General features: G+C 74.0%; 25 protein-coding genes and 3 pseudogenes. 12 read left to right on the top strand and 16 right to left on the bottom strand.

Features of this window, described 5'->3' with window-relative positions:
* The 7 genes from IH25_RS0124155 to IH25_RS0124125 all read right to left on the bottom strand — a co-directional run.
* Positions 1–412, bottom strand: a 412-nt coding sequence (locus IH25_RS0124155) for a lytic transglycosylase domain-containing protein (protein ID WP_030614282.1), incomplete at its 3' end; no start/stop codon positions are given.
* A 130-nt stretch (positions 413–542) separates the two neighbouring features.
* On the bottom strand, positions 543–1,364 hold the full coding sequence (locus IH25_RS0124150; protein WP_030614279.1) for an ECF transporter S component: 822 nt from the start codon (positions 1,362–1,364) through the stop codon (positions 543–545).
* The gene (locus IH25_RS0124145; RefSeq protein WP_030614277.1) at positions 1,361–3,043 is read right to left on the bottom strand and encodes an ABC transporter ATP-binding protein; all 1,683 of its coding nucleotides are present in this window, start codon (positions 3,041–3,043) and stop codon (positions 1,361–1,363) included. The genes IH25_RS0124150 and IH25_RS0124145 overlap by 4 nt, the downstream gene beginning before the upstream one ends.
* The gene (locus IH25_RS0124140) at positions 3,040–4,218 is read right to left on the bottom strand and encodes an energy-coupling factor transporter transmembrane component T (RefSeq protein ID WP_245172869.1); all 1,179 of its coding nucleotides are present in this window, start codon (positions 4,216–4,218) and stop codon (positions 3,040–3,042) included. Before IH25_RS0124140 ends, IH25_RS0124145 begins: the two co-directional genes overlap by 4 nt.
* Positions 4,205–4,861: an SCO2322 family protein gene (locus IH25_RS0124135; protein WP_030614273.1), complete on the bottom strand. Its 657-nt coding sequence runs from the start codon at positions 4,859–4,861 to the stop codon at positions 4,205–4,207. Before IH25_RS0124135 ends, IH25_RS0124140 begins: the two co-directional genes overlap by 14 nt.
* Positions 4,858–6,060, bottom strand: coding sequence for a prenyltransferase/squalene oxidase repeat-containing protein (locus IH25_RS0124130; protein ID WP_030614270.1), 1,203 nt, complete (start codon positions 6,058–6,060; stop codon positions 4,858–4,860). The genes IH25_RS0124135 and IH25_RS0124130 overlap by 4 nt, the downstream gene beginning before the upstream one ends.
* A 351-nt stretch (positions 6,061–6,411) precedes the next feature.
* Complete coding sequence (locus IH25_RS0124125; protein ID WP_030614268.1) at positions 6,412–7,449, bottom strand: ATP-grasp domain-containing protein; 1,038 nt, start codon at positions 7,447–7,449, stop codon at positions 6,412–6,414.
* 242 nt (positions 7,450–7,691) lie between these two features.
* Here IH25_RS0124125 and IH25_RS0124120 point away from each other — a divergent pair, with 242 nt between their 5' ends.
* The 3 genes from IH25_RS0124120 to IH25_RS0124110 are packed head-to-tail and all read left to right on the top strand — an operon-like array spanning position 7,692 to position 10,208.
* On the top strand, positions 7,692–8,285 hold the full coding sequence (locus tag IH25_RS0124120) for a helix-turn-helix domain-containing protein (RefSeq protein WP_030614266.1): 594 nt from the start codon (positions 7,692–7,694) through the stop codon (positions 8,283–8,285).
* Positions 8,278–8,907 (top strand): M48 family metalloprotease, encoded by a 630-nt coding sequence (locus tag IH25_RS0124115; RefSeq protein ID WP_245172868.1) that lies wholly within the window; start codon positions 8,278–8,280, stop codon positions 8,905–8,907. The genes IH25_RS0124120 and IH25_RS0124115 overlap by 8 nt, the downstream gene beginning before the upstream one ends.
* The gene (locus IH25_RS0124110; protein WP_245172867.1) at positions 8,907–10,208 is read left to right on the top strand and encodes an MAB_1171c family putative transporter; all 1,302 of its coding nucleotides are present in this window, start codon (positions 8,907–8,909) and stop codon (positions 10,206–10,208) included. Before IH25_RS0124115 ends, IH25_RS0124110 begins: the two co-directional genes overlap by 1 nt.
* 27 nt (positions 10,209–10,235) lie before the next feature.
* Here the strand turns inward: IH25_RS0124110 and IH25_RS40790 are convergent, their stop codons facing one another.
* Complete coding sequence (locus IH25_RS40790) at positions 10,236–10,397, bottom strand: hypothetical protein (protein WP_394298446.1); 162 nt, start codon at positions 10,395–10,397, stop codon at positions 10,236–10,238.
* A 94-nt stretch (positions 10,398–10,491) separates the two neighbouring features.
* Between IH25_RS40790 and IH25_RS0124100 the strand changes: the two genes are divergently transcribed.
* The 3 genes and pseudogenes from IH25_RS0124100 (at position 10,492) to IH25_RS0124090 (ending at position 12,446) form a co-directional block, all read left to right on the top strand.
* Positions 10,492–10,824, top strand: a complete 333-nt coding sequence (locus IH25_RS0124100) for a hypothetical protein (protein ID WP_030614260.1) — start codon at positions 10,492–10,494, stop codon at positions 10,822–10,824.
* Positions 10,799–11,181: pseudogene (locus IH25_RS39740) on the top strand (aldehyde dehydrogenase family protein); the annotation flags it as partial. The gene IH25_RS0124100 and the pseudogene IH25_RS39740, both read left to right, overlap by 26 nt.
* A 203-nt stretch (positions 11,182–11,384) precedes the next feature.
* On the top strand, positions 11,385–12,446 hold the full coding sequence (locus IH25_RS0124090) for an NAD(P)/FAD-dependent oxidoreductase (protein WP_030614254.1): 1,062 nt from the start codon (positions 11,385–11,387) through the stop codon (positions 12,444–12,446).
* A 471-nt stretch (positions 12,447–12,917) separates the two neighbouring features.
* Here IH25_RS0124090 and IH25_RS0124085 read toward each other — a convergent pair whose 3' ends face one another.
* A complete protein-coding gene (locus IH25_RS0124085) occupies positions 12,918–13,541 on the bottom strand; it encodes a TetR family transcriptional regulator (protein WP_030614250.1) in 624 nt (207 codons plus the stop codon).
* 220 nt (positions 13,542–13,761) lie between these two features.
* Here IH25_RS0124085 and IH25_RS0124080 point away from each other — a divergent pair, with 220 nt between their 5' ends.
* From IH25_RS0124080 to IH25_RS0124070, 3 genes are read left to right on the top strand one after another with little or no spacing between them, the layout of a single operon-like run.
* Positions 13,762–15,261 carry a glycosyltransferase family 4 protein gene (locus IH25_RS0124080; RefSeq protein WP_030614246.1) on the top strand — a complete coding sequence of 500 codons (1,500 nt, stop codon included), beginning with the start codon at positions 13,762–13,764 and terminating at the stop codon, positions 15,259–15,261.
* Positions 15,255–16,001 (top strand): class I SAM-dependent methyltransferase, encoded by a 747-nt coding sequence (locus IH25_RS0124075; RefSeq protein ID WP_030614242.1) that lies wholly within the window; start codon positions 15,255–15,257, stop codon positions 15,999–16,001. The genes IH25_RS0124080 and IH25_RS0124075 overlap by 7 nt, the downstream gene beginning before the upstream one ends.
* The gene (locus tag IH25_RS0124070) at positions 15,998–17,068 is read left to right on the top strand and encodes a prenyltransferase/squalene oxidase repeat-containing protein (protein ID WP_030614239.1); all 1,071 of its coding nucleotides are present in this window, start codon (positions 15,998–16,000) and stop codon (positions 17,066–17,068) included. Before IH25_RS0124075 ends, IH25_RS0124070 begins: the two co-directional genes overlap by 4 nt.
* 67 nt (positions 17,069–17,135) lie before the next feature.
* Here the strand turns inward: IH25_RS0124070 and IH25_RS0124065 are convergent, their stop codons facing one another.
* Positions 17,136–17,429, bottom strand: a complete 294-nt coding sequence (locus IH25_RS0124065; protein ID WP_030614235.1) for a hypothetical protein — start codon at positions 17,427–17,429, stop codon at positions 17,136–17,138.
* Between the two features lie 173 nt (positions 17,430–17,602).
* Between IH25_RS0124065 and IH25_RS0124060 the strand changes: the two genes are divergently transcribed.
* Positions 17,603–18,175, top strand: a complete 573-nt coding sequence (locus IH25_RS0124060) for a hypothetical protein (RefSeq protein WP_030614232.1) — start codon at positions 17,603–17,605, stop codon at positions 18,173–18,175.
* A gap of 191 nt (positions 18,176–18,366) precedes the next feature.
* Here IH25_RS0124060 and IH25_RS0124055 read toward each other — a convergent pair whose 3' ends face one another.
* The 4 genes from IH25_RS0124055 to IH25_RS0124040 form a co-directional block, all read right to left on the bottom strand.
* Positions 18,367–19,197 (bottom strand): DUF5336 domain-containing protein, encoded by an 831-nt coding sequence (locus tag IH25_RS0124055; RefSeq protein ID WP_078844384.1) that lies wholly within the window; start codon positions 19,195–19,197, stop codon positions 18,367–18,369.
* An 83-nt stretch (positions 19,198–19,280) separates the two neighbouring features.
* On the bottom strand, positions 19,281–20,216 hold the full coding sequence (locus IH25_RS0124050) for an N-acetylmuramoyl-L-alanine amidase (protein WP_030614226.1): 936 nt from the start codon (positions 20,214–20,216) through the stop codon (positions 19,281–19,283).
* A gap of 22 nt (positions 20,217–20,238) precedes the next feature.
* Entirely contained in the window at positions 20,239–20,892 is a 654-nt protein-coding gene (locus IH25_RS0124045) for a class I SAM-dependent methyltransferase (RefSeq protein WP_030614222.1), read from the bottom strand.
* Between the two features lie 325 nt (positions 20,893–21,217).
* Entirely contained in the window at positions 21,218–22,963 is a 1,746-nt protein-coding gene (locus IH25_RS0124040) for an MFS transporter (RefSeq protein WP_030614220.1), read from the bottom strand.
* 191 nt (positions 22,964–23,154) lie between these two features.
* On the opposite strand from IH25_RS0124040, the pseudogene IH25_RS42450 reads away from it, so the two are divergent.
* Positions 23,155–23,304 (top strand): annotated as a pseudogene (locus tag IH25_RS42450) (SigE family RNA polymerase sigma factor); the annotation flags it as partial.
* On the opposite strand, the pseudogene IH25_RS39730 reads toward IH25_RS42450, so the two are convergent.
* Positions 23,304–23,432: pseudogene (locus IH25_RS39730) on the bottom strand (DNA-binding response regulator); the annotation flags it as partial. The pseudogenes IH25_RS42450 and IH25_RS39730 overlap by 1 nt on opposite strands.
* Before the next feature lie 135 nt (positions 23,433–23,567).
* Positions 23,568–25,013 carry a sensor histidine kinase gene (locus tag IH25_RS37775; protein ID WP_051754096.1) on the bottom strand — a complete coding sequence of 482 codons (1,446 nt, stop codon included), beginning with the start codon at positions 25,011–25,013 and terminating at the stop codon, positions 23,568–23,570.
* 364 nt (positions 25,014–25,377) lie between these two features.
* On the opposite strand from IH25_RS37775, the gene IH25_RS0124025 reads away from it, so the two are divergent.
* Positions 25,378–26,235: a MaoC/PaaZ C-terminal domain-containing protein gene (locus IH25_RS0124025; RefSeq protein WP_030614211.1), complete on the top strand. Its 858-nt coding sequence runs from the start codon at positions 25,378–25,380 to the stop codon at positions 26,233–26,235.
* Positions 26,236–26,280 lie beyond the last annotated feature (45 nt).

Here is a 26,280-nt window from a genome sequence, read left to right as displayed (position 1 = left end):
AGTACCAGCCGTTGGCCTGCCAGAAGTTCCAGGCCTTGACGGGGCTGCCGTAGCGGGAGTTCATGTAGTCCAGGCCCCACTTGATCTGGGTGGCCGGGTTGTTCTTCCAGTCGGCGCCGGCGGAGGCCATCTTGGAGGCCGGGAGGGCCTGGACGAGGCCGTAGGCGCCGGAGGAGCTGTTGGTGGCGTGGGGGTTCCAGCCGCTCTCGTGGGAGACGATCTTGCTGAAGGCGTTGAACTGCGCGGCGTCCGGGATCATCTTGTGCGCGATCGCCTGGGCGGAGGAGGCCTGGGCCGGGGCGGCGTGAGCCGGAGCGGCGGTGAGCGCCATGCCGGCGGTGGCGGCGGCCACGGCGGCGGTGGTGAGGACCTTCTTCGGGGAGGTGATGCGGCGGATGATGGAGACGGTCACGGAGTACCTCTTGCGTCGGGGATGAGGGGTTCGCCCGCATGGGGTGGGCCACGTGGTGTGGCCGGCATGCGTCGGCGCCGGGGTCCTTCACCGACTCGCTCACGCCACGCGCCCGGACCCGCGCGCCGGGTCACTGTCCGGGGCCGTCGAATGTGACCGCGGTCTCGAAGGCGGCACGCCGGGTGGCCCGGCGCAGCGCCCGCAGTACCGCCGGACCGAGCGCCAGGGTCAGGACGACCGTGCACAGGGCCCGGCCCAGGTCCCAGCCGAGGGACGTGGCCGTGCAGTACGCGACGAAACGGGCCAGGTTCGCGGCCACCGGATCCCCGGCGACGAACGAGATGCCCGAGGCCCCGCCGCCCATGAAGGGCCACCCGGCGAGGTTCATCACCGTGCCGTAGGCGAACGCGGCCAGGAAGCCGTAGACCGCGAGCAGCAGCAGCTCGGCCCGGCCGCGCAGCCGGACCGGGCCCGGGAGCAGCCCGGCGCCCATCGTGAACCAGCCCATCGCCAGCATCTGGAACGGCAGCCACGGCCCGACCCCGCCCGTGAGCAGGGCGGACGCGAACATCGTCACCGAGCCCAGGGTGAAGCCGAAGCCCGGGCCGAGCACCCGGCCGCTCAGCACCATCAGGAAGAACATCGGCTCCAGGCCCGCCGTACCGGCGCCGATCGGCCGCAGCGCCGCGCCCGTGGCGGCCAGCACGCCCAGCATCGCCACCGCCTTCGGGCCGAGATCGGACTCCGAGATCGTCGCCGCGACCACCGCGACCAGCAGGACGAGCAGGCCCGCGAAGAGCCAGGGGGCGTCCTGGGCGTGGGCGCTCAGCTGCGAGCGGGGCGGGGCGAGGAAGGGCCAGCAGAAGGCGACCAGGCCGACGGCGCCGGTGAGGGCGAGGGCGGCGAGGGAACGGGGGCCCAGACGGACGGCGTGCAGACGGGTACGGCTCATTTCAGGGCCTCGCGGACCTCGGCGACGGTCAGCCAGCGCTGGGGGGCCAGGATCTTCGTCACCTGCGGTGCGAAGGAGGGGGAGGAGACGACGATCTCCGCCATCGGGCCGTCGGCGATCACCTCGCCCTCGGCCAGCAGCACCACGCGGTGCGCCAGCTCGGCGGCCAGCTCCACGTCGTGCGTCGCCAGCACGATCGCGTGCCCCTCGGCGGCCAGTGAGCGCAGTACGGAGACCAGGCGGGCCTTGGCCGCGTAGTCCAGGCCGCGGGTCGGCTCGTCCAGCAGGAGCAGGGGCGGACGTGCGGTGAGCACCACGGCCAGCGCGAGCGCCAGGCGCTGGCCCTCGGAGAGGTCGCGGGGGTGGATGTCGTCGGAGATGTCCGGGAGCAGCTCGGAGACGAGGGCGCGGCAGGTGCCGGGGGCGGCCTCCGCGTCCTTGTCGGCGGCGGCGCACTCCGCCGCGACCGTGTCGGCGTACAGCAGGTCCCGGGGGTCCTGGGGGACCAGGCCCACCTGGCGGATCAGGGTCGGGGGCGGGGTGCGGTGGGGGGTGAGGCCGCCGACGGTGACCGTGCCGGTGGTGGGGGTGAGCAGGCCGACGAGGGTGTTGAGCAGGGTGGACTTGCCGGCGCCGTTGCGGCCCATGAGGGCGATGGTCTCGCCCTGGGAGATGGTCAGGTCTATGTGGCGCAGGGCTTGGGTGGTGTCCCGGCGGAGGGAGAGGGAGTGGACCTCGGCCAGGTGCGGGTGGTGAGGGGCCGGGGTGGGGGCGGTGCGGCGGAAGCGGGAGCGGAACCGGTGCTGCCGGGGGGCGGGGGTGGGGTCGCTCACCGGCGTCGGCGAGTCCCGGCGCGAAGGACTGTCGGCCAGGCGGGCCCGTAGGGGAGCGGCCTGGCGGCGGGCGTCCCGGATCGTCAGGGGGAGGGGGGTCCAGTCGGCCAGGCGGCCCAGGGCGATGACCGGGGGGTGGACCGGGGAGACGGCCATGATCTCGGACGGGGTGCCGGTGAGGGGGGTGGCGCCGGGGGCGGGCAGGAGGACCATGCGGTCGGCGTATTGGATCACTCGTTCCAGGCGGTGCTCGGCCATGAGGATCGTCGTGCCGAGATCGTGCACCAGGCGCTGGAGGACGGCCAGCACCTCCTCCGCCGCCGCCGGGTCGAGCGCGGAGGTCGGCTCGTCCAGGACCAGCACCCGGGGGTGCGGGGTGAGGACCGAGCCGATGGCGACCCGCTGCCGCTGTCCGCCGGAGAGGGTGGCGATGGGACGGCTGCGCAGGGCGGCCAGGCCCAGCAGGTCCAGGGTCTCCTCCACCCGGCGCCGCATCACCGCCGGGGCGAGCCCCAGGGACTCCATGCCGTAGGCGAGTTCGTCCTCCACCGTGTCGGTCACGAAGTGCGCGAGCGGATCCTGGCCCACCGTGCCCACCACGTCGGCGAGTTCGCGCGGCTGGTGGGTACGGGTGTCCCGGCCGGCCACCGTGACGCGTCCGCGCAGGGTGCCGCCGGTGAAGTGCGGGACCAGTCCGCTGACCGCGCCCAGCACGGTGGACTTGCCGACCCCGGACGGACCGGCGAGCAGCACGAGTTCGCCCTCCGGCACCTCGAAGTCGACGCCGGCGACGGTGGGTCCGGCGGCGCCCTCGTACGTCACGCTGACATCCTCGAAGCGGATCACGACGGCTCCCTGGGGACGGCGAAGGCGGGCAGCAGGGCGAGCAGGACGGCCGCGGCGGGCCACAGCGGAAGGGTGGGGGCGACCAGCGGGACGACCCCGGGGTGCAGGGCCCCGGGATCGCGGACCGAGGCCAGCGTCAGCAGCGCGGCCACGGCGGCGCCGGAGCCGGTGACCAGCCAGGCGTGCACGCCCCAGCGGTCGGGGCGGTACCGGGTGCGCGGGGAACGCCGGCCGCCCAGCCGCAGTCCGGCGAGCGCGGCGAGGACTCCGGCGAGCAGTACGGGAAGCCCGTAGGTGCCGCCTTCGGCGGTCAGCAGTCCGTACGTGCCCGCGCAGACGCCGAGCAGGCCGCCGAGGGTGAGGGCGGCGGTGGTACGGCGGACGCGGGCGGGAACCTCGGCGGTACGGCCGTAGCCGCGGGCCTCCATCGCGGCGGCGAGCGCGACCGAGCGCTCCAGCGCGCCCTCCAGCACCGGCAGACCGACCTGGAGCAGGCCCCGTAGCCCCCGGTCGGGACGGCCGCGCAGGCGGCGGGCGGCGCGCAGCCGGCGGACGTCCGCGATCAGGTGCGGGGCGAAGGTGAGCGCGACGACCACGGCCACGCCCGTCTCGTACAGCGCGCCCGGCAGCGACTTGAGCAGGCGGGTGGGGCTGGCGAGGGCGTTCGCGGCGCCGACGCAGACCAGCAGGGTGGCGAGCTTCAGGCCGTCGTAGGCGGCGAAGAGCACGGCCTCGGCGGTCACCCGGCCGCCGAGCCGGATGCCCTGCGCCCAGTGGGGCAGGGGGACTTCGGGGAGGGTGAGGAGGGTGTGCGTGCCGGGGATGGGGGAGCCGAGCGCCACCGCGAACAGGACGCGGATCAGCAGCACGGCGAGGGCGAGGCGCACGAACGCGGTGTACGAGCGGGCCCAGGGGGCGGGGGAGCGGTGCGTCGCCACGACGTACCCGGAGGCCGCGAGGAGGAGGGCCAGGAGGAGGGGGTTGGTGGTACGGGTCGCGGCCACGCCGAGGGATATCGCCCAGAGCCACCAGGCACCGGGGTGGAGGGTGGGGCGGAACCGGGTGGGGGTGGTTTCCGGCGCACGGGGCTGCGACTCCCCGGGGGTGCGGGGAACCGCGCGAGCGGCCACGGAGTTGCCGCGGTCGCGGGACGGGCCGGGGTCACCCGGACGCATCGCGCCGCCGTCGGGACTGCCATATCGCCGCGCCCGCCAGCAGGGCCACCACGCCCGCGCCGATCGGCAGGCCCAGGGACGGCCCGGAGCCGGACCCGGAGGAGTCGGGTTCGGCGGTGGCGGTGGTGGGCTCCTGGTCCGTGGAGACCTGCTCGCCGCAGCCCTTGTGCGGGTAGCCCGCGATGGCGCACAGCAGGGCGTTGGTGTCGTAGCGCAGCGGCCCCGCCACCGCGGCGAGGGCGTCCGCGGTGGACGCGTCGGACGGCACCCGCGCGCACACGGTCCGGCCCCCCGGCGGGGTCTCGCCGGACGGCGCGTCCGCGGGCGTGCCGAAGTCGAGGACCAGGGCCACCCGCTTGGCCCCGGACTTCGCCGGGGTGTCCGCGCAGATCGTGTCGAAGTCCGCCGTACCGCGCGGCCGGCCGGCGTCCGCGGCGTCCGCGCCCACGGTGAACCGGAACCCCTGCACCGCACCGTCGTCGGGCCGGACGGAGGCCGGGCCCTGCGTCGCGTACGTCCAGTGGCCGCCGGTGCGCTCCCAGAAGGACCAGTAGCGGTAGCCGGTCGCACCGGCCCGCCCGGCGCAGGCGAGGAGGAGCAGCGCGGCGACGAGCACCGGCGCGGCACGGCGGACGGCGGTCACGGCTGCCGCTTCTTCCGGCCGCTGAGCAGGAAGCCGACCCCGATGCTGGCGACGAGGCACACGCCGAAGATCCACCAGCCCCAGTTCCGGGACTCCTTCTTCTCCTCCTCGTGCTGCTGACCGGAGGTGTCCATCTGCGGGGCCGGGCCCTGCGAGTTGAGGGCGCTGACCAGGCTGGTGCCGTTGAAGTCGCCCGGCTGCTCACCGAGGGCGTGGGCGGCCAGGATCAGCTGGGCGTAGGCGGCGGGACCGCTCTGCTCCGCCCACGGGCTGGCGTTCTTCTCCAGCCAGGCGTAGGCCTTGCGGGCCGGTTCGACGCGGCCGTTCGCGGCGAGCGCGACGACGGCGTCCGCGGTGTTGCCGAAGTCCGGCTGGGCCTTGGCGCCGGGCAGGGTGGACTCCAGGTGCCCGGTCTTGCCGACGGCCGCCGCGAGGTAGGCGCCCGCGTTGTCGGCGACCTGGGTGCGGGAGGTGCCCTTCACACAGGTGTCCTTGGCGGGGGCCTGGCCGGCGCGGGCCACGAAGCCCTTGCCGAGCGCGCCCAGCAGACCGGCCGCGGTGGCGTCGGCGTTCGGCAGCAGGTCGCCCTTCTTGTCCGGCTGGAAGGCGAGGGCGCCGCCGCCGTCCTGGTCGCAGGGGATGGACCAGGCGGGCAGGGCGTCGTACGCGGACTTGCCGGACCTGCGGACGGACGCCGGGTCGGCGCCGGCGGCGGCGAGGGCGCCGATGACGACGGAGGTGGAGTTGGTGTCGCTGGGGTCGCCCGGGTAGTAGCTCCAGCCGCCGTCCTCGTTCTGGACGGACTTCAGCCAGTGCACGGCCTTCTCCACCACGGCGCCGTGCCCGCCGGTCGCGGCGAGGGCCTGGACGGCGGCGGCCGTGCTGTTGGTGTCCCGCTTCAGCTTGCCGTCGCAGGGCTTGTCCGGGGCGGCCCGGAAGGCGGCGAAGGCGCCGTCCGCGCACTGCTGGCCGGTGAGCCAGTCCACGGCGGCGGGGGCCGGCTTGTAGCCGAGGGTCCGCTGCGCGACCAGCGTCAGCGACTGCCGCCACACGCCGTCGTACGTCGGGTCGCCCTTGCCGTACAGCCCGGAGGAAACCGTGGCCTTGGCGGACGGGGACGGGTCGGCGGCCGTGGCGGGCGCGGCGGCGGCCAGCACGCCTACGGCGGCGAGAGCCGCGGCACTGCGGCGGACGTTCATGGTCGGCGACTGCCTCTCCTGCGGGGAGCCGGGCAGCGCGCGGGTGACACCCCGGGCGGCTCGGCTCCGTCAACCTCGACGGTGCCGTGCGCGGCGGACCACCGGCGCACGCGAGCCGTCAACGACCCGGCGGGGCGTTCCCGCCCGCTCCGGCCAAGCCGGTGACGCGGCGAAGACACCGCCGGAATTGCACCGGCTTTCCCCCGTACGGGTGTGACGACCCCGCCACTTTACCGGCCGCCCCGAGCGGGCCCGGCGGTGGCCGTGGGCAAGGGGAGGGGCATGCGGCGAGCACGGGGCGGGCCGGGCGTGCGCGCGTACTCGGTGTCTGACCGCCTTCCCGGTGGGCGGCTAGGCCGCGTGGCTGTGCGGCGCCGGGTGGACCGTGGCGGTGAGGTGGCGGGACATGAGGCGCAGGGTCTGTTCGCACTCGGCCGGGGTGTCGGCCGTGGCCACCCAGTGGGCCAGGCGGTCGGCGATCCCGGCGTGGGGGGCCGCCGTCACCGGGTCGCCGGGGCGGCGGGTGAGGACCATGCGCTCGGCGGACGGCTCGTGCGCGGCGGCGGGGTCCAGGCAAAGGTGGGTGAGACGGCCGGTCACGGTCGGATAGGCGAACTGGACGGCGGCGGCCCCCTGCCGGGTCGGCGTGACGTCCGGGAGCCCGCCGGTGGCCAGGGTCGCGGCGGCCCCGGCCAGGTCGACACCGGTGGCCCGCTCCACCAGCAGCGGGATCAGATCGCCGGGCGGGTACGGGGCCACGCCAAGGACGCGGGGGCCGCGGTCGGTCAGCCGCAGCGTGACGTGCGCGACGGTGTGGGTGAGCCGCAGGGCGCACACGGCCCGCTCCACGCACTGGCGCAGGAAGCGGTTGTGCAGCAGGACGTCGTGGGCGTGGACGCCGTGCCGCAGCGGGCGGCGGGCGGGCGGCGGGCCCGGGGTCGTACGGGTGAGCGCGACGATGCGCACCTCGTCGTCCAGGACGACGGCCTCGGCCGACACCGGTTCCCCCTCGGTGTCCGCCGGGTCCGCCGTCGGCACCCGGTGCCGGTCCAGCAGCGCCCGTAACGCCACCGGATCGGCGCACGTCACGGCCGTCCCGTACGGCAGGCCCGGCAAGCCGAGCCGGGCGGCCAGACGCGCGGCCGCGGGCAGGTGCTCCGACGACCAGGCGAGGACGCCCCCGACGGAGTGTCTCCGTAACGCCCCGGCCGTCCGTTCCGTGTCGGCGGGGTCCGCCGCCACATGGGCGGTCGCGTACGGGCGGGCCCAGCGGGCGGGCGGGGACGGGTCGACCAGGAGGACCGGGCGGGCCGCGGCGACGCGGGCCAGCGGGAACTCCCCGCAGATCTCCCCCCGGCCGGCCCCGAGGAGCACGACGGGCTGGGCCATGGGCCTGGACCTTCCTCGGGGGGAAGGCGATCAGGAGCGCCCCGGGTGCCGCTCCCCCATAGGCGGCACCCGAGGCGGGTCGGATCTTGCTCTCCGTGCAGTGATCCTCACCCACCGCGCCCTGAACTGTCAACGATAGCTGCGTAATTACGCAGGGAGCCTTGTCAGACCTGGTCGCCGCGGGGGCAACCTAGTAGCCTCGCGCCCAGCCGGCGAACGGAAAGACACGCAGGGGGGACTCGGTGAGTGACGCCTATGCCGCGCTGGCCGACGTGCTGGACCGGCTCGGCGAGCTGACCGGCAGGCCCGGCCGGCTGCCGGAGGCCCTCGACGTGGCCGGCCTCTCCTACCGCACCGGCATCCCCGTGGGCGTCGTCGTGGACCTCCTCTCCGGCGGCCGGGCCGGGGAGACCTGCCTCGCCCACCGGGTGCGCCAGCGGCTGGACTTCATCCGGGAGACCCGGCGCCGCCCGGACGGCAAGCGTTACTCCCTGGACGAACTGGCCCGGATCGCCGGGACCAGCAGGCAGTGGCTGAGCGAGTGGCGCAAGAGCGGCATGCCCAGCCTGGAACACGCCGACCGGCTGCGCCGCTTCTTCGGCCTGCCCGCCGGCTTCTTCACCGCCGACGAACCGGAGGCGCTGTTCGAGGCACTGCAACCGGTGCTGCAGAGCCTGGAGGCCGAGGCCGACCCGCTGCTGAGGCTGCGCGAGAGCGGCCTGATCCGGCTCGCCGCCCGGGCCCCGCAGATGAACGCCCGGCAGCTCGCCACCCTGGCCGACCTGGCCGAGATGATCATCGCCTCGGAGAAGGCGGGGGACACCGGGCGTGCCTGAACAGTCCGCCAAGACCCCGAGGCCCAAGCGGACTTCCCGGTCGGCGACGGTCCTGCGGCCCTTCGCCTCCCCGAAGCGCTTCCTGGACCGGCTCGTGCGCGAGACGGTCCGCACCCTCACCCCGCCGACCACCCCCGAGGCGTTCCTGCACGCGCTGTGCACCACCCTCAGCCCCCACCTGGACCGCCCGGTCAAGCTGCGGTTCGTCGCCTTCCCGTCGGGCCTGGACATCTCCGGAATCACCCTGGCCCGTGAGGAGGACTACATCGTCGTGGTCGAGCAACGCGCCCCCGACCCGCACAAGTTCGTCATCGCCGGGCACGAGATCGGCCACATCCACTACGGCACCCTCGACGTGCACTACGCCCCCGGGCTGCCCGCCGCCGCCCGCCGGCTGCTGGCCCGCGCCGAGGACGACATCCCCTGGGACCGGGTGGTCGCCATGGCCACCCGGTCGCCCGCCGCCGAGGCCGCCGAGGCCGAGTGGGAGGCCGAGGAGTGGGGGCTGCGCCTCGCCGCGAAGTTCTCCAAGGTCGTCGGGCCGGGCGCGGCCGGCCGGATGACCCAGGACACCCTCACCGACCGGCTGTCCTCCTCGCTGGGCAACATAGGCGGCCCCTGATGCGCTGGGACATCTCCGGTTCCTGGGTCTCCTACGCCGTCCCGGCCGTCCTGTTCGCCGTCGCCTTCGTGATCAAACTGCCGCTGCTGCGGCGCGCCTGGCAGGACCCGATCCTGCGGGCCACCGCCGTGCTGCTCGGCATCGGCACGCTCGTCTTCGTCTCGCTGCCGCCGGCCAACCTGCACCGCATCAACGTCCTCACCGGGGTCCCCAACTTCGCGGCCCTGTGGGTGTGTTCGCTGGCCACCGCCTACTGCGGGGCCTGCCTGTGGCTCATCATCACCTGGCGGGAACCACCCTCCGCCGCCCGCCGCCGGCGCACCCGCCAGGTCGGGCTGGCGTACGCCGCCGTCATCGCCGGGCTGTGCGTGACGTTCCTGCTCGCCGACCACCGCGTGGAACGGCTGCGCGACCTCGACACCTACTACGCCCGCACGCCGTGGATGCGCGAGTTCATCCTGCTCTACGTCGTCGCCCACACGGCGTCCGCGCTGGTCGCCGCCGGACTGCTGCGGGCCTGGTACCGGGAGGTCGCCGACACCTGGCTGCGCCGCGCGGTGATCTTCCTCCAGGAGGCCTACGCCCTCGGGCTCCTCTTCGACGTCGCCAAGTTCGCGGCCGTAGCCGGCCGGTGGAGCGGCCGGGACTGGGACTGGCTGTCGACCTACGCGGCACCGCCGTTCGCCATCGCCGAGGCGGCCCTGGTGGCGGTCGCCTTCATCGTCGGCCAGGCCGGTCCGGTGCTGGCGGAGCGGCGGCGCCTGGTCCGCGAACACCGCCGGCTGAAGCCGCTGTGGCAGGCCATGCTGGCCATCACCCCGCCCGCCGCGCCCGCCACCGGCCGGGTCAGCGGCGCCGCCCTGCGCCTGGAGCTGCGCCGGGCCGCCATCAACGACGGCCTGCTGAAACTGGGGCCGTACCTGAGCGCGTCCCGGCGGGAGCGGGTACGGTCCGCGGCGACGGACGCGGGCTATCCGGAGCCGGTCGCGCGGGGCATCGCGGGCGCGGTGGACCTCCGGTTCGCCGAGGCGGCGCTGCACGCGCCCGACGACCCCGAACACCCGCACTCCGAGGCCGAGTTCTCCGTGCTCCCCTGCGCCCCCGACAGCGAACTGGAGAACGTCTCGCACGCGCTGCGCAACCACGAGGCGGCGATAGAGAGGTTCTACCGGCAGGCCCTTGCCGGGGAGGGCTCCGGGGCCGGGGAGGCTCCGGTGCGCGGGAAGGCTTTGGGGATGGGGGAGGCTCCGGCGCGCGGGAAGGCTTTGGGGATGGGGGAGGCTCCGGCGCACGGGACCTGAGTGCCCCGGCCTGACACCCGCCGTCCGTCACACCGCCACGTACGCCACCGGCTCGCTGCCCGGTACCGGCTCCGCCCGGCCCGGCATCACCGGGCGGCGCAGAGGGGACTCGGCCTCGGACACCGCGATGTCCCGGGACCCGTAGGGGATGTCCTCCCGGGGGCGGTTCCACTCCGTGCTCTCCGCCATCCGGTCCTCCGCCCCCTGTCCGATCGACTGGTGCTCGCCGGCCGGTGACTGGTGCTGCCGGCTGGTGACCGGTGGTCTTGGCTAGCCTCGCGGTATGGACAGCGAAGAGGAATACACGCGGTACCGCGAGGACGCGAAGGTGCTGGAGGCGGTCGGCGTGTGCGTGCGCGACCAGGCCGCCCGGATCGAGGTACGGCTGCCGAAGGCCGTGGCCGACGCGGCGGTGGCCGCCTGGCGGCGCGAGGAGCCCGGCGGCCGGGTGGACGGCCGGGAGGAGAGCCGTGAACAGTACGTCCTGCGCGACCGGGCCGCCGAACTGGCCCTGATCGGCGCGGCGATCGCCGAGCGCGGCCGGCCGGACGGCCCCGACGTCGTGGTCGCCCTGGACGTGGAGAGCGCGGGGGCGGCCGCGCGGGTGGCCTCCTAGGACGTACGTGCAGCCCATCCTCTTCGGCGACGTCGACAACTCCCTGCGCGCCGCCCGCGAGGAGATCTTCGGCCCGGTGGTCTGCCTGCTGCCCTACGGCGACGAACGGGAGGCCGTGCGGATCGCCGACGCCTCCGAGTACGGCCGGTCCGGCAGCGTGTGGACGGCCGGCATCGAGCACGGCCCGACATCGCCCGGCGGACCCGCACCGGCACCTACTCCGTCCACACCTTCAGCCCGGACATGCTCGGCCCGTTCGGCGGCTACCAGACCTCCGGCCTCGGGCGGGCGTTCGGCCCCGAGGGCTACGGCGCCTGCCCGGAGCACAAGACGATCCACCTGCCGGCGGGGGCCTGAGCCATGGGCGACCGCCGGCACGACAGCTGCCGTCGGCGGCCGAAGGGTGCCCGGCGGAGGGGCAGGGCGGGTTCGGTTTCCGCCGGAGGGCAGGGAGGACCGGGGAAGCGCCGGCCTGTGGCGCGGCTCACACGGGCGCCATGTCACGGGGAACCGGCCCGCCTCGTCTCGGGAGTGACCAACTGCTCCGATGGGAGGCCGAGATGAAGGTAGTGGTGGTGGGTGCCGGGTACGCGGGCACGTTCGCGGCGAACCGGGTGGCCAAGAAGGTGAAGGGCGCCGAGGTCACGGTGGTCAACGCACGCCCCGAGTTCGTCGAGCGCATCCGGCTGCACCAGCAGGTCGCCGGGACCGCCACGGCGGCGACGCCGCTCACCGCGATGCTGCGGCCCGGCATCGCCGTGCGGGTCGGGACCGTGGAGAAGATCGGCGACGGCACCGTGGTCCTGGACGACGGCGAGAGCCTCGCCTTCGACCACCTCATCCTGGCCGTCGGCAGCACCGTCCGGGCCCTGCCGGGCACGGTGCCGGTCGGCACCTGGGAGGGCGCGCGGCAGGCGCGCGCGGAGCTGGCCGCCCTGCCCGCCGGGAGCGTCGTGACGGTCGTCGGCGGTGGGGCGACGGGCCTGGAGACCGCGACCGAGGTGGCCGAGGCCCGGCCCGACTTGCGGGTCCGGCTCGTCGCGCCGGCGGTCGCCGACTGCCTGTCCGGCGGCGCGCGGCAGCGGGCCCTCGCGGCACTGGACCGGTTCCGGGTGGAGATCGTGGAGGACGGGGTGGCGGAGGCCGCCGAGGGCGTGGTGCGGCTGCGGTCGGGGCGGGAGCTGGACTCCGACCTGACCCTGTGGGGGATCGTGGCGGGCGTGCCCGACCTCGCCGCGCGCAGCGGACTGGAGGTCGACGCGGACGGCCGGGCCGTCGTGGACGCGTACCTGCGCAGCGTCACCGACCCGCGGATCTTCGCCGTGGGCGACTGCGCGGGCGTGGCCGGCGCCCGGTTCGGCTGCCAGACCGCCGCCCCGCAGGCCCAGGCCGCCGTCGACGCCCTGGCCCGCCTCGCCGAGGGGCGCGAGCCGGAGCCGTACGACCTGCGTTACGTGGCCCGCTGCGTCAGCCTCGGCCGCAAGGACGCGGTGGCCCAGTTCACCCACCCCGACGACAGCCTCAAGGACAGCCACCTCAAGGGGTTCACCGCGGTGGCGTTCAAGCGGATGGTCCTCACCGGCACGAAGTACATCACCCGCAAGGCGGTCGGCGCCGGCTGAGCCGCGCTGCCGCCGACAGGGACGAGCCGGCCGGCCTGTGCTCCGGCCGGCCTTGCTCCGGCGGCCTGTGCTCCGGGCACGGCTACGGCGTCGAGCCGGCCGACGGCTTCGAGCTGCGGGTCTTCCTGGCGGCGCCGGAGCGGGACGTGTTGGCAATTGGTGGGTATTGGGCGGTTCCGTCAGGGCTATCCGCTATATCCTGATATCAGCCTACGAGGCGAGTGAGGGAGTCCGACCGGAGTAGCCGACTCAGGCGAGACGCGAAGAGCATCCGCCCGGGCCGACAGCGACGGTAGGGCTGAGAGGTCGGAAGGCGGCGACGCCGGACGACGACCCCTATTACCTGATCCGGGCCATACCGGCGAAGGGAACCCGCTTCGTAGGTCTTTCTCGTGCCCTGGGGCTTTCTCGCACCCCGGGGCTTTTTCGTGTCCTAGGTCTTTCCGTGCCCCTCCGGTGCCGCCATCGTCGTCAGGGGCGCGCGGCGGCCGGGTCCGTCAGGTCGATCAGCCGGCACACCGTCTCGATGTCGATCCTCACCTGGGCGATCGAGGCGCGGCCGGACAGCCAGGTGATCAGCGCCGAGTGCCAGGTGTGCTCGATGACCCGGACCGCGGACAGCTGCTCGGGGGTGGGATCCGCCAGGCCCATCGCGTCCAGGATGATCGCGGTCGTCTGCCGGGAGACCTGGTCGACCTCCGGTGAGACGCTGCGGTCGGCGAAGGTGAGCGCGCGGACCATCGCGTCGGCCAGGTGCGGCTCGCGCTGGAGCGCGCGGAAGGCCCGCATCAGGGTCTCCGCGACCCGCTCGGCGGCCGTCGCGCCCGCCGGGGGCTTCTTGCGCAGCGTGCCGTGCATGCGCTCCAACTGGTCCTGCATGGTGGCGACCAGCAGATGCACCTTTGACGGGAAGTACCGGTACAGCGTGCCCAGCGCCACCTGCGAGGACTCCGCCACCTCGCGCATCTGCACGGCGTCGAACCCGCCCCGGCCGGCGAGCTGCGCGCTGGCGTGCAGGATCCTGCGGCGGCGGGCCTCCTGCCGTGCGGTGAGGGGTGGCGCGGCCGGGCGCGAGGTGCTGGCTTCCGCAGGCATGGGTCCCGTTCCGTGACAGTCGGTGAGGGGGTCTGTAGGGCTCGTGACCGCCCGGCGGGGCAGGGCCGCGCGCCGTGGCGCGAATCACCCGATCCACTGCTCACAGCGCCCCTACCTGCCGGTAGATTCGGAGCCTCTTGAACGATCAAGTCTGAAACTTGTTCTAGATTAGCGTCCCGTCGTAGTCTCGCGGGACAGTGCAGGCAGAAGGGGGCACGGAGTGACCGCTGAGGCCCGGGAAGCGGGAGCCGACCAGGGACCCGCTGCCGACGGGGGGCGACCGCTCGACATCGCGCTCCTCACCTACAAGGGGAACCCGTTCTGCGGGGGCCAGGGCGTCTATGTACGGCACCTCTCCCGTGAACTGGCCCGCCTCGGGCACCGTGTGGAGGTCATCGGCTCCCAGCCGTACCCCGTGCTGGACGAGGGCTACCCGAACCTCACCCTCACCGAGCTGCCCAGCCTCGACCTGTACCGCCAGCCCGACCCCTTCCGCACCCCGAAGCGCGACGAGTACCGCGACTGGATCGACGCCCTCGAAGTCGCCACCATGTGGACCGGCGGCTTCCCCGAACCGCTGACCTTCTCACTGCGCGCCCGCCACCACCTGCGCGCCCGGCGCGGCGAGTTCGACGTCGTCCACGACAACCAGACCCTCGGCTACGGCCTGCTCGGCGACATCGGCGCCCCCCTGGTCACCACCATCCACCACCCCATCACCGTCGACCGGCAACTGGAGCTGGACGCGGCCGAGACCTGGCAGCGCCGCTACTCGGTGCGCCGCTGGTACGCCTTCACCCGGATGCAGAAGCGCGTCGCCCGCCGGCTGCCCTCCGTCCTCACCGTCTCCGGCAGCTCCCGCCAGGAGATCGTGGACCACCTCGGGGTCCGCCGCGACCGGGTCCACGTCGTCCACATCGGCGCCGACACCGACCTGTTCGCGCCGAATCCCGCCGTCGCCGAGGTGCCGGGCCGGATCGTCACCACCTCCAGCGCCGATGTGCCGCTCAAGGGGCTGGTGTTCCTCGTGGAGGCGCTCGCCAAGGTGCGCGCCGAGCACCCCGCCGCCCACCTCGTCGTCGTCGGCAAGCGCCCCGCCGAGGGCCCGGTCGCCCAGGCGATCGAGCGCTACGGCCTCCAAGGCGCCGTCGACTTCGTCAAGGGCATCTCCGACGCCGAGCTGGTCGACCTCATCCGCTCCGCCGAGGTGGCCTGCGTGCCCTCCCTCTACGAAGGCTTCTCGCTGCCCGCCGCCGAGGCCATGGCCACCGGCACCCCGCTGGTCGCCACCACCGGCGGCGCCATCCCCGAGGTGGCCGGCCGCGACGGCGAGACCTGCCTGGCCGTGGCGCCCGGCGACGCGGACGCGCTGGCCGCCGCGCTGAACCGGCTGCTCGGCGACCCCGGGCTGCGGGCCCGGCTCGGCGCGGCGGGCCGCGAACGGGTGCTGGCGAACTTCACCTGGGCCCGCGCCGCCGAGGGCACCGTGGCCCACTACCGCGAGGCCATCGCCCGTGCCGCTCGCGCGGGCGGCCCCGCCCGCCCGGCGGTCCCGGCCCGCCCCCAGGCTCGAACCGGCCCGTGCGGGGGCACCCCCACCGCGGCCCCCGTTCCCGGCCGCTCCGCGGCCCCGGCGAGCGTCGCGGCCCCGCCCAGCGCCGCGTCCGCGACCTCGACGAGTGACACCAGCGTCTCCTCCGAAAGCAGGGCCACGTGCTGACCGTCGACTTCTCCCGGTTCCCGCTCGCCCCGGGCGACCGCGTCCTGGACCTCGGCTGCGGGGCCGGCCGGCACGCCTTCGAGTGCTACCGGCGCGGCGCCCGGGTCGTGGCCCTGGACCGCAACGCCGAGGAGATCCGCGAGGTCGCCAAGTGGTTCGCGGCGATGAAGGAGGCCGGCGAGGCCCCCGAGGGCGCCACCGCCACCGCCATGGAGGGCGACGCCCTCGCCCTGCCGTTCCCCGACGAGTCCTTCGACGTCGTCATCATCTCCGAGGTGATGGAGCACATCCCCGACGACAAGGGCGTGCTCGCCGAGATGGTCCGGGTACTCAAGCCCGGCGGCCGGATCGCCGTCACCGTGCCCCGCTACGGCCCCGAGAAGGTCTGTTGGGCCCTGTCCGACGCCTACCACGAGGTCGAGGGCGGCCACATCCGCATCTACAAGGCCGACGAGCTGACCGGCAAGCTCCGCGAGGCGGGCCTGAAGCCCTACGGCAGCCACCACGCCCACGCCCTGCACGCCCCCTACTGGTGGCTGAAGTGCGCCTTCGGCGTCGACAACGACAAGGCGCTGCCGGTGCGCGCGTACCACAAGCTGCTGGTCTGGGACATCATGAAGAAGCCGCTCGCCACCCGGCTCGCCGAACAGGCGCTCAACCCGCTGATCGGCAAGAGCTTCGTGGTCTACGCGACCAAGCCGCACCTCCCCTCGCTCGGCGCAGAGGCGGCCGCCAGGTGACCACCCCCCGGACAGAACACCTCGTCCTGCCCGGGGTCCTCACCGCCGAGCAGGCCGCCGCGACCGTCGCCGGCATCCTCGCCGGACAGCGGGAGGACGGCGCCATCCCGTGGTTCCGCGGACACCACCTCGACCCCTGGGACCACACCGAGGCCGCCATGGCCCTGGACGCGGCCGGCGAACACGAGGCCGCCGAGCGCGCCTACACCTGGCTGGCCCGGCACCAGAACGAGGACGGCTCCTGGTACGCCGCCTACGCCGACGGCGCCCACGACGACGTCACCGACCGGGCCCGCGAGTCCAACTTCGTCGCCTACATAGCCGTCGGCGTCTGGCACCACTACCTCTCCACGGGCGACGACACCTTCCTGGACCGGATGTGGCCGGCCGTCTACGCGGCCGTCGAGTGGGTGCTGCGGCTCCAGCAGCCCGGCGGACAGATCGGCTGGCGGCGCGAGGACGACGGCACGCCCACCGCCGACGCCCTGCTCACCGGCAGCTCCTCCGTCCACCACGCGCTGCGCTGCGCGCTCGCCATCGCCGAGCAGCGCGAGGAACCGCAGCCGGACTGGGAGCTGGCCGCCGGGGCGCTGCGGCACGCGATCCGCCGGCACCCCGAGCGCTTCCTGGACAAGGACCGCTACTCGATGGACTGGTACTACCCGGTCCTCGGCGGCGCCCTGACCGGAGCGGAGGCCAAGGCCCGGATCGAGGCGGGCTGGGACCGGTTCGTCGTACCCGGCCTCGGCGTGCGCTGCGTCGTCCCCAACCCCTGGGTGACCGGCGGCGAGTCCAGCGAACTCGCGCTGGCCCTGTGGGCGGTCGGCGAGTCCGACCGGGCCCTGGAGATCCTCCAGTCCATCCAGCACCTGCGCGACCCCGCGACCGGCCTGTACTGGACGGGTTACGTCTTCGAGGACGACGCGATCTGGCCCCGTGAGCTGACCACCTGGACGGCGGGCTCGCTGCTGCTGGCCGTGGCCGCGCTGGGCGGCCACGAGGCCACCTGCGCGGTCTTCGGCGGCGAGCACCTGCCGGCCGGCCTGGACCCGGACTGCTGCACCTGACCGGAGCCCGCACCGCCACCGGCATCCGCACAGGCACCCGCACCCGCACCGGCACTGGGCGCACCGCTCAGTGCCGGTGTATTCGGCGGGCTATCGCGTGGCCGGCGAACAGATAGACCACGGCGGCCAGGCCGTACCCGGCGACCACGCGGGCCCAGGCCTCGTCGAAGGTGAACAGGTCGTACGACCACCCCGCCAGCCAGGAGGCCGCGTCGTGCACGAAGCGGACCAGGTCGTTGGCCCGGTTCGCCTCCAGCAGGTACATCAGGATCCACAGGCCGAGGATCAGCGCCGCGACGTCGGCGACGATCGCCACGACCCGTCCGGCCGGGTTCGCACCGTTGCGATATCGAGTGGACATACTCTCCGGATTGCCGCACCGCGCATCCTGTAACCCCGGAGAAGCCCCCGACGCGTCCCTGAGACGCCCCCGGCACGACCCGGACGGCGTCCCCCGAGTGGCGCACCCGCCCGCGCCGGGCGAACCTGCCGGAGGAACCAGACCGCTCGGGGAGGACACGTCGGGAGGACCCCGTGCCCGTACCGATACGACGCCTGTTCGTGGCGCTCACCCTGTGCTGCGCCCTGGTGGCCGGTGCCACCGCCTGCGGGAGCGGCGGACAGAGCAGCACGAAGAACACCTCGGCGGCGGCCCAGGCCGTGCCCGCCGCCGACAGCCCCAGCCCCAGCACGTCCGCCGAACACCAGAAGTTCGCCAAGACCCGGTTCGTGGCGAACGCGGCCCTCGCCGCCGGCGCGACCTACCAGTGGATCGTGAAGCCCTGGAAGGCCGGCAAGTTCAAGAAGGGGACCAAGGGCCGCAGGCTGGCCCTGATCAAGGCGGGCGCCGCCGGCCTCTTCGCCTACAACCGGCTCAAGGCGGCCCAGCGCAACGCCCAGGGCGACCCGACGCTCTCCAAGGCCCTCGCCCCGCTCGGCGCCGGCATCGAATCCCTGAAGGGCCTGGCGGGCAAGCTCCGCAAGGGTGACGACGGCGCGGCCGGCGCGTTCGACGACATCATCGGCCAGATCAAGGACGCGGGCCGCAGCGCCGGCGCACCGGTGAAGGAACAGGTGCCGACGGCCGCGGAGCTGACGAAGGGCTAGCCGCTCAACTCGGCCGGCACCCGTAGGGTGTGCGGGTCCGGGGACAGGGCCGGCAGGTCCGTCACCGGGCCCGCCCGCCCCGACCCGGGAACCGCCTCCTGGCGCATCGTCAGATGTCAGCGGGGAGGCGACTGCACGACAGCGGCCCCCCGCCCGGAAGGGCGAGGGGCCGCTGTGCTGCGGGCTCGGGCTCAGCCGCGCTGGATGCCGGAGGTGTCCTGGAGCACACCGCGACGGCCGTCCTGGGTCTGCGCGACCAGCGCGGCACCGCGCTGCTCGACGGCCAGGTACCAGGTACCCGGCGCCAGTTCGGCGATCTGGCCGCCCGAACCGTCCTCCGCGAACAGCGGACGGGTCACCGGCACGGCGAACCAGAACGGCGAGAAGTCCGCGGCCGGCGGCTGCGCGGCCGGAGCGCCCTGCGCGGCCGGCTGCGGCTGCTGCCCGTACGGCTGGCCCGGCTGCGGCTGGGCAGCGTACGGCTGCTGCGGCTGGGCGCCCGGGTAGCCGTAACCACCGGGCGGCTGGGCGCCGTAGGGCTGCGGGGCCGGCGGCTTCGGGGCCGGGACCAGGGACGCCTGGAGGGCGGGGACGAGCGGGGTGGCGATGGCGGCGGCGGCCATCACCAGGGTGGCGATCAGGGCCAGGATCAGCCCCATGCCGGCGTCGGGGGACCGGTCGGAGCCCTCGCCGATGTTGTCCAGACCGCCGATGGGGTCGATGATGTTGCCCAGCGCGCTCCAGGCGGCGAAGACCGCGAACGCCACGCCGAACGCGCCGAGTTCGAGACCCGCGATCTTGCGGGGCTGCGGCAGGCCCCGGCTCACGACGATGAGCGCCGCGCCGATGATGCCCGCCAGCACGACGCCGAGCAGGACCGGTCCGCTCTCCCAGAGGTTCGGCAGGTCGACGCTGTCGGGCAGCCCGTCGTACGAGTAGTTGTCGAGGAACGAGGCGATGAACAGCACCACCGCTGCTCCGATCACCACGCCGTCGCCTCTAGTGAGGGAGCGGATATTCACTTCAGGTCCTTCGTAGGTCGTCTCGTCGTCGGTAGACACTACAGTCCGCAAGATCGGGCTGTCCGGCCGGTTATGGCCGACGGTCACGAATCGCGCAGGAAACTCACGATTCCCTCAGAGATCCCTTGCGCCGCCCGCTGCCGCCAGCTACCGCTGGTCAGCAGGGCCGCGTCCGTGTTATCGCGCATGTTGCCGCACTCGATGAACACTTTGGGAACCGTTGACAGATTGAGACCACCCAGATCCGTCCGCGTGACCAGACCGGTGCCGCCGCCGATGTAGTTGGCGGGCGGCTCGCCGGTCGCGCGGTGGAAGGTGTCCGCGAGCCGCACCCCCAGCTCGTGCGAGGGGCCGACGATGGGACGGGTGTCCGCCGCACCGGCGTGCACGGACCCCGGCAGGATGACGTGGAAGCCGCGGTCGCCGGCGGCGGAGCCGTCGGCGTGCAGCGAGATCGCCGCGTCCGCGTGCGCGGCGTTGCCGAACCGGGCCCGCTCGTCCACGCACGGCCCCCAGGGCGGGCTGTCGCCGTCGTGGGTCAGCTTCACCGTGGCGCCCTCCCGCTCCAGCAGGTCCCGCAGCCGGTGCGCCAGGTCGAGCGAGAAAGACGCCTCCGTATAACCGTCGTTGGTGGACGTACCGGTGGTGTCGCACTCCTTGGAGTTCGTGCCGATGTCCACCTGGCGGTTGATCTCCGCCGTGTGCCGGAAGTTGCCCGGGTTGTGCCCGGGGTCGATGACGACGACCTTCCCCTGGAGCGCGCCGGAGCCGCCGGAGGACGCGGAGGGCGAGCCGGACACCTTGCCGTCGTCGCCCCGGGAGGCCGCCGGGGCGGAAGCGGCGGAGGCCGTTCGGGAGGCGGGGCGCGCGGCACTGTCCGAAGCCCCGTCGCCCAGCGCCTCGTACGCCCCCCAGCCGAGCAGGGCGCCGGGCACCAGCGCGGCGAGCGCCACGGTCAGCGGGCCGCGCCGGAACCGGCGGGGCTGCGGGGATTCGAATTCCGGGCCTGTGTACGACACGTCTGCGACTCTAACCGGGGCCTCAGGCTCCCGCCCCGGCCCGCCGCAGCACGCGCAGCGAGCCGGCCGCGCTGACCTCGGTGAACGCCCCGGAATCCAGGGCTCGCAGGTACACCCGGTAGGGTGCCTGGCCCGTGAACTCGTCCTTCGGGTGCGGGAAGACGTCGTGGATGACCAGCAGGCCGCCCTCGGCGACGTGCGGCGCCCAGCCCTCGTAGTCGGCGCCGGCGTGTTCGTCCGTGTGGCCGCCGTCGATGAACACGAGGCCGAGCGGGGAGTTCCAGAACGCCGCGATCTGCGGGGAGCGGCCGACGAGGGCGACGACGTGCTCCTCCAGCCCCGCGCGGTGCAGGGTGCGGCGGAACAGCGGCAGCGTGTCCATCAGCCCGATCTCGGGGTCGACGGTCTCCGGGTCGTGGTAGTCCCAGCCGGGCTGCTGCTCCTCGCTGCCCCGGTGGTGGTCGACGGTCAGCGCGGTGACCCCGGCCCGCCGGGCCGCGTCGGCGAGCAGGATCGTGGAGCGCCCGCAGTAGGTCCCGACCTCCAGCAGCGGCAGCCCGAGCCGCCCCGCCTCCACCGCCGCCGCGTACAGGGCGAGCCCCTCGTCCTCGGGCATGAACCCCTTGGCCGCCTCGAACGCGGCCAGGATCTCGGGCTGGGGGGTGGCGGTGGCCATGGGTTCCTCTCGACCGTACGACTGTCCGAACCCCGCTTATGCTGCCGCACACTCGGCCGCGCGGGGGACAGGGGGTGCGCTGACCGCCCCGTAAGGGGGCACGGGGAACCGCGCGCTCAGCCACGAGGGACCGGCAGCCGTGGACGGGCGGGACCACCGGCGTCCAAGAGGCGCGGGGAACTGCGCGCCAAGCCACGACGGGCCCGCGGCCGGGAGCAGGCAGAAGCCACCGGGCTCTACGTACGCACAGCGGCCGGCCCCGCGGAGGAACGCGCGGCCGGCCGCCACGAACCCGCGGCCGCCGACCGCGCAGCCCCTTGAGCATTCAGGCGCTCACGGTCTCCCCGGGCAGCGACAGGTCCAGGTCGACGGCCCGCTCCTCCCCGGGATGCGTCGCGGACGAGGCGAGCGGCCCATGCCCGGCGGCCTTCGCGGCGAGGACGTACGGTCCCCGCGCCGGCACGGCCAGTGCGTACCGCCCCTCCTCGTCGGAGACGGTCGCCCCCGCCTGCCGCCCCCGGCGGTCGATCAGCGTGACCTTCGCCCGGGCCACCGGCGCGCCGTCGGCGCCCAGCACCCGGCCCCGGAAGCCCCGCAGCGCCTCCTCGGCCCGCTCCAGCGAGGCGTCCTCCTCGCTGCTGGCCCGCAGCTGCGTGTGCAGCTGCGCCGGCCGCGGGCTCTTCGGCAGGAAGAGCGCCAGCAGCAGACCGACGGCCACCGCCGCCGTGGCGATCAGGAAGGACACCCGGAAACCGTGCATGGTGGGTATCGCGACCCCGCCGACGTTGTTCGCGGTGTTGGCCAGCACCATGCCGATGACGGCACTCGACACCGACGTACCGATGGACCGCATCAGCGTGTTCAGCCCGTTGGCCGCACCGGTCTCGGACGCCGGGACGGCGCCGACGATCAGCGCGGGCAGCGAGGAGTAGGCGAGGCCGATGCCCGCGCCGAGGATCACGGACGTGACGATCGTCTGCCAGGCCGCGTCCATCAGGCCGAGCCCGCCACCGTAGCCGACCGCGATGATCAGCAGGCCGATGATCAGGGTGACCTTGGGGCCGTAGCGGGCGGACAGCCGCGCGTACACCGGAGCGGTGAACATCATCGTCAGGCCCAGCGGGGCCACGCACAGGCCCGCGACGACCATCGACTGGCCGAGGCCGTACCCGGTCGCGGTGGGCAGCTGGAGCAGCTGGGGCAGGACCAGCGAGACGACGTAGAACGCGACGCCGACCATGATCGACGCGAGGTTGGTGAACAGCACCGCCGGACGGGCGGTGGTGCGCAGGTCGACCAGCGGCGCCTGGACGCGCAGCTCGTACAGGCCCCACAGCAGCAGGACGACGACGGCCGCGGCGAACAGGCCCAGCGTCGTGCCCGAGGACCAGCCCCAGTCGCTGCCCTTGGTGATGGGCAGCAGGAGCAGCACCAGACCGGTGGACAGACCCAGCGCGCCGGCCAGGTCGAAGGAGCCCTGCGCGCGCATCGGGGACTCGGGTACGGCCAGGAAGGTGAGCACGATGGCGAGCGCGCCGAGGCCGGCGGCACCGTAGAACAGCGCGTGCCAGTCGGTGTGCTGGGCGACCAGGGCCGCGGCGGGCAGCGCGAGGCCGCCGCCGACGCCGATCGAGGAGCTCATCAGGGCCATCGCCGAGCCGAGCCGCTCGCGCGGCAGCATGTCCCGCATCAGGCCGATGCCCAGCGGGATCGCGCCCATGGCGAAGCCCTGGAGGGTACGGCCGACGATCATGGTGATCAGCTCGCTGGTGAACGCGCTGACCAGGGCGCCGATCACCATCACGGCCAGGCTCAGGACGAGCATCCGGCGCTTGCCGTAGAGGTCGCCGAGCCGGCCCATGATCGGGGTGGCCACGGCGCCGGACAGCAGCGTGGAGGTGAGGACCCAGGTGGCGTTGCTGGGAGCGGTGTCCAGCAGCTGCGGCAGGTCCTTGATGACCGGCACGAGCAGCGTCTGCATCACCGCGACGACGATGCCCGCGAACGCGAGCACCGGGACCACCGCGCCGCCCGCTTTCCGGGTGGGCTGGTCGGTCGTCGTGTCTGTCATGGAGTGAGGCCTTCCACGTGTCATAAGTGCCAGGTAAACCTCGTATGCACAGGCAACTATTCCGTTGCTTCGGGCCCCTAATGAAATCTTGACCGTTCCATGGGTTTCTGACCCCTCGTCAAGCGCGGTCCGTCGGTGGAACACGTTCTACTCTGCGCGCCGGCTCGGACCGGGCGGCGCGGCGGTGGTGACGGGTCTATACGGCCTGGTGCAGGGTCGGCTCGGCCGATGACCCGGAGGCGTATGTACGGCGCGGGATGATCGACGGCCATGCGCGAAAACACCGCAGAAGGCTCAGGGAGTTCCTGGCGCCGAAGGACGACTTGGGCCTGGTGCGCGAGGCCACGACCTCGATGTCCTCCTCCATCCCGAGCAACAGGGCGAGCGCGCCGCGCATCATCCCCTGATCCTCGGCGAGCAACACCCGGATGGGGGCGGCCGAGCGCTGCTTCCCGGGCGTGTGACTCATGGGGCCAGAGTACGGCGGGCAGGGACGGGGCGCGGGCCCGCCTTGCCTCGTCTCGGCCCGGGACGTCATCCCGTAAGCGACGACGGGTGAGAGTGAGGCCGGTGCGGACGGGGCTCGCCCCACCGGGGCCGGGCGTCACCCCGTGAGTGTCAACTCGTCGGCGCCGACGGGGAGGACGGCCGTGACCGTGAAGCCGCCGCGGGGCGAGGGACCGGCCGTCAGGGAACCACCCGCCGCCGCGAGACGCTCGGTCAGCCCCTTCAGCCCGGTACCACCTACGACCCTGCGCCCCCCTTCGGCGGCGCCCACACCCTCACCGCGGAAGGCGTCCCTGCCGTCGCTCTTGGAGAAGCTCATGCCGTCACTGCCGAAGACATCCACGCGCTCACCGCCGGCGGCGTCCTCACGCTTGCCTCCGGAGAAGCTCACGCGCTCGCTCGTGACCGCGTCCGCATCCCCATCGCCGAGGGCGTCCCCGTCCCCGTCCCCGCCGCCGGGGGCGCTCGTGCCGTTGTCCGTCACCGTCAGCCGCACGCGCTCGGCGGCCGACTCCACGGTGATCTCGCAGCGGGTGGCGTCGCTGTGGCGGACGACGTTGGTGACCGCCTCGCGGACCACCCAGCCGAGCAGTGCCTCGGTCTCCGGGGTGAGCGGTGTGCCGGACTGGCGGACCACCGGCCGTACGCTCGCCGCGGACAGGGCCGACCGGGCCCGGGTCAGCTCGGTGGCGAGGCTGCCCTCGCGGTAGCCGGTCACCGCCTCACGGATCTCGGTGAGCGCCTGCCGGCCCACCGACTCGATGTCCGCGATCTGCGTCAGCGCCGCGTCCAGGTCGCGGGCGGCCAGCCGGCGGGCCGCCTCCGACTTCACCACGACCACGGAAAGGGTGTGACCGAGCAGATCGTGCAGATCACGGGAGAAGCGCAGCCGCTCCTTCTCCACCGCGCGCCGGGCCAGTTCCTCGCGGGCGGCCCGCAGTTCCCGCACCGCCTCGGACAGGCCGAGGATCGCGGCGGTCACCATGCTGGACAGGAACGTGGCGTAGGCGATGCCGGTGCCTTCGTCCCACCCGGCCCGCAGCCAGGAGATCGCCCCCGCGTACAGCGTGAGCAGCAGCCCGATCCGGCCCAGCCACGGCCCGCGCAGGGTGGCGCCGGTGGCCAGGCCCAGCAGCGGGAAGAACATCAGCCAGTTGCCGCCGTAGCCGAGGGCGAGCCCGGTGGTGAGCAGGCCGAGCAGTCCCAGGGCCACCCGGGTGGACACCGACTCCCGCTTGGCCCGGTCGAAGGCACGGAAGGTGACATGGACGTAGAGCGAGTTGAAGGCCAGCAGGCCCAGGGCGCCGATCCAGGGGTTCGGTGTGTCGCCCTGGATCACATTGGAGAAGGCGCCCATGCCCAGCAGCAGCCAGGGCAGCAGGGCGAAACCGGTGGGCGGCGGGCCCGGATGGACGTCGCCGGACTTCCCGCCGTCCCGCCGGGGCCGTCGCGCGGTCCGGGCGCACTCACGCCGCGCCCGCCACCGTTCCATCGCCTCCTGCCGGGCCGCCCGCCGGTCCCGCGGTCCGCGCCACCCCGTCATCTCCGTGTCCCCCCGGTCGAATGGTCCTCGCCCTACGGCGTCAGGACGCACAGCGTACGTAGCAAACGTAAGGAACCGGACAGCGGTCGCGGCAGATGCGGTTGTACGGAAACGAGCGGTACAAAAGTCACGGTCCGGCGGGCCTGGCTGACGCCACGCCAGGAGCCTTCCCAGCGGTGGAGCCCTCGGCTATACAGAGGGCGCCGGACTGGAACGCGTTCTAGACCGGCTCGCGGCGGCCCCGGTGCGGCCGACGGTGCGGACGTCCGTGCCGGGGTCTTCCGCCACGACCTCCACCACCGCCACGACCTTCCCCACCGCCACCCCCACCCCACCCCACCCCCGCCCCCGCTTCAGGAGCCCCATGGCCATCGACGCAGCGCAGGCCCTCGCGGCCGCACCCCGGACCGGCGAGATCACCTGGGACCACAAGGACGTACAGCTCTACCACCTCGGCATCGGCGCCGGGCGCCCCGCCACCGACCCCGACGAGCTGCGCTACACCCTGGAGTCCCGGCTGCACGTCCTGCCGAGCTTCGCCACCGTCGCGGGCAACGGCCCACCCGGAGTGATCAGCGGGCTGTCCATGCCGGGGATCGACGTCGACCTGGCACGCGTGCTGCACGGCGGGCAGAGCATCGAGGTCCACCGTCCCGTCCCGGTCCGGGGCACCGCCACCGCCACCGGCCGGATCGCCGCCGTGTACGACAAGGGCACGGCCGCCGTCCTGGTCATGCGCACCGAGGTCGCCGACGCCGACGGCCCGCTATGGACCGGCGACGCCCGGATCTTCGTCCGGGGTGAGGGCGGCTGGGGCGGCGACCGGGGCCCCTCCGGCCGGCTCGGCCCGCCCGCCGGCGCCCCCGACCGGACCGTCGAGCGCCCCATCCGCGAGGACCAGGCCCTGCTCTACCGCCTCAGCGGCGACTGGAACCCGCTGCACGCCGACCCCGACTTCGCCAAGCGCGCCGGGTTCGACCGGCCCATCCTGCACGGGCTGTGCACCTACGGCATGACGCTCAAGGCGGTCGTGGACACGCTGCTCGACGGGGACGTGACCCGGGTGCGCGGCTACCACAGCCGGTTCGCCGGGGTCGTGTTCCCGGGCGAGACCCTGCGCATCCGCATGTGGCGCGAGGAGGGGCGGGTGCGGGTGGAGGCCGGCGCCGTGGACCGGGACGACGCGCCGGTGCTCGCCGACACGCTCGTGGAGCACTCCTGAGCGGTGTCACTCCCGGGGAAGCCGTCGGAAACCGTCGTTTCCGCA

Origin of the sequence: Streptomyces achromogenes subsp. achromogenes (genome assembly GCF_000720835.1) — a bacterium.
GTDB classification, from domain to species: Bacteria; Actinomycetota; Actinomycetes; order Streptomycetales; family Streptomycetaceae; genus Streptomyces; species Streptomyces achromogenes.
The sequence above is the reverse complement of the archived record's forward strand: the minus strand, read 5'-3'. Positions and strand labels throughout refer to the sequence as shown.

What these genes read in the sequence shown, in the direction of transcription:
- IH25_RS0124150 (WP_030614279.1), bottom strand. Translation starts at nt 1,364, where the DNA reads ATGAGCCGTACCCGTCTGCACGCCGTCCGTCTGGGCCCCCGTTCCCTC.
- IH25_RS0124140 (WP_245172869.1), bottom strand. Translation starts at nt 4,218, where the DNA reads ATGCGTCCGGGTGACCCCGGCCCGTCCCGCGACCGCGGCAACTCCGTG.
- IH25_RS0124130 (WP_030614270.1), bottom strand. Translation starts at nt 6,060, where the DNA reads ATGAACGTCCGCCGCAGTGCCGCGGCTCTCGCCGCCGTAGGCGTGCTG.
- IH25_RS0124125 (WP_030614268.1), bottom strand. Translation starts at nt 7,449, where the DNA reads ATGGCCCAGCCCGTCGTGCTCCTCGGGGCCGGCCGGGGGGAGATCTGC.
- IH25_RS0124110 (WP_245172867.1), top strand. Translation starts at nt 8,907, where the DNA reads ATGCGCTGGGACATCTCCGGTTCCTGGGTCTCCTACGCCGTCCCGGCC.
- IH25_RS40790 (WP_394298446.1), bottom strand. Translation starts at nt 10,397, where the DNA reads ATGGCGGAGAGCACGGAGTGGAACCGCCCCCGGGAGGACATCCCCTAC.
- IH25_RS0124100 (WP_030614260.1), top strand. Translation starts at nt 10,492, where the DNA reads ATGGACAGCGAAGAGGAATACACGCGGTACCGCGAGGACGCGAAGGTG.
- IH25_RS0124090 (WP_030614254.1), top strand. Translation starts at nt 11,385, where the DNA reads ATGAAGGTAGTGGTGGTGGGTGCCGGGTACGCGGGCACGTTCGCGGCG.
- IH25_RS0124085 (WP_030614250.1), bottom strand. Translation starts at nt 13,541, where the DNA reads ATGCCTGCGGAAGCCAGCACCTCGCGCCCGGCCGCGCCACCCCTCACC.
- IH25_RS0124065 (WP_030614235.1), bottom strand. Translation starts at nt 17,429, where the DNA reads ATGTCCACTCGATATCGCAACGGTGCGAACCCGGCCGGACGGGTCGTG.
- IH25_RS0124045 (WP_030614222.1), bottom strand. Translation starts at nt 20,892, where the DNA reads ATGGCCACCGCCACCCCCCAGCCCGAGATCCTGGCCGCGTTCGAGGCG.
- IH25_RS0124040 (WP_030614220.1), bottom strand. Translation starts at nt 22,963, where the DNA reads ATGACAGACACGACGACCGACCAGCCCACCCGGAAAGCGGGCGGCGCG.
- IH25_RS37775 (WP_051754096.1), bottom strand. Translation starts at nt 25,013, where the DNA reads ATGACGGGGTGGCGCGGACCGCGGGACCGGCGGGCGGCCCGGCAGGAG.
- IH25_RS0124025 (WP_030614211.1), top strand. Translation starts at nt 25,378, where the DNA reads ATGGCCATCGACGCAGCGCAGGCCCTCGCGGCCGCACCCCGGACCGGC.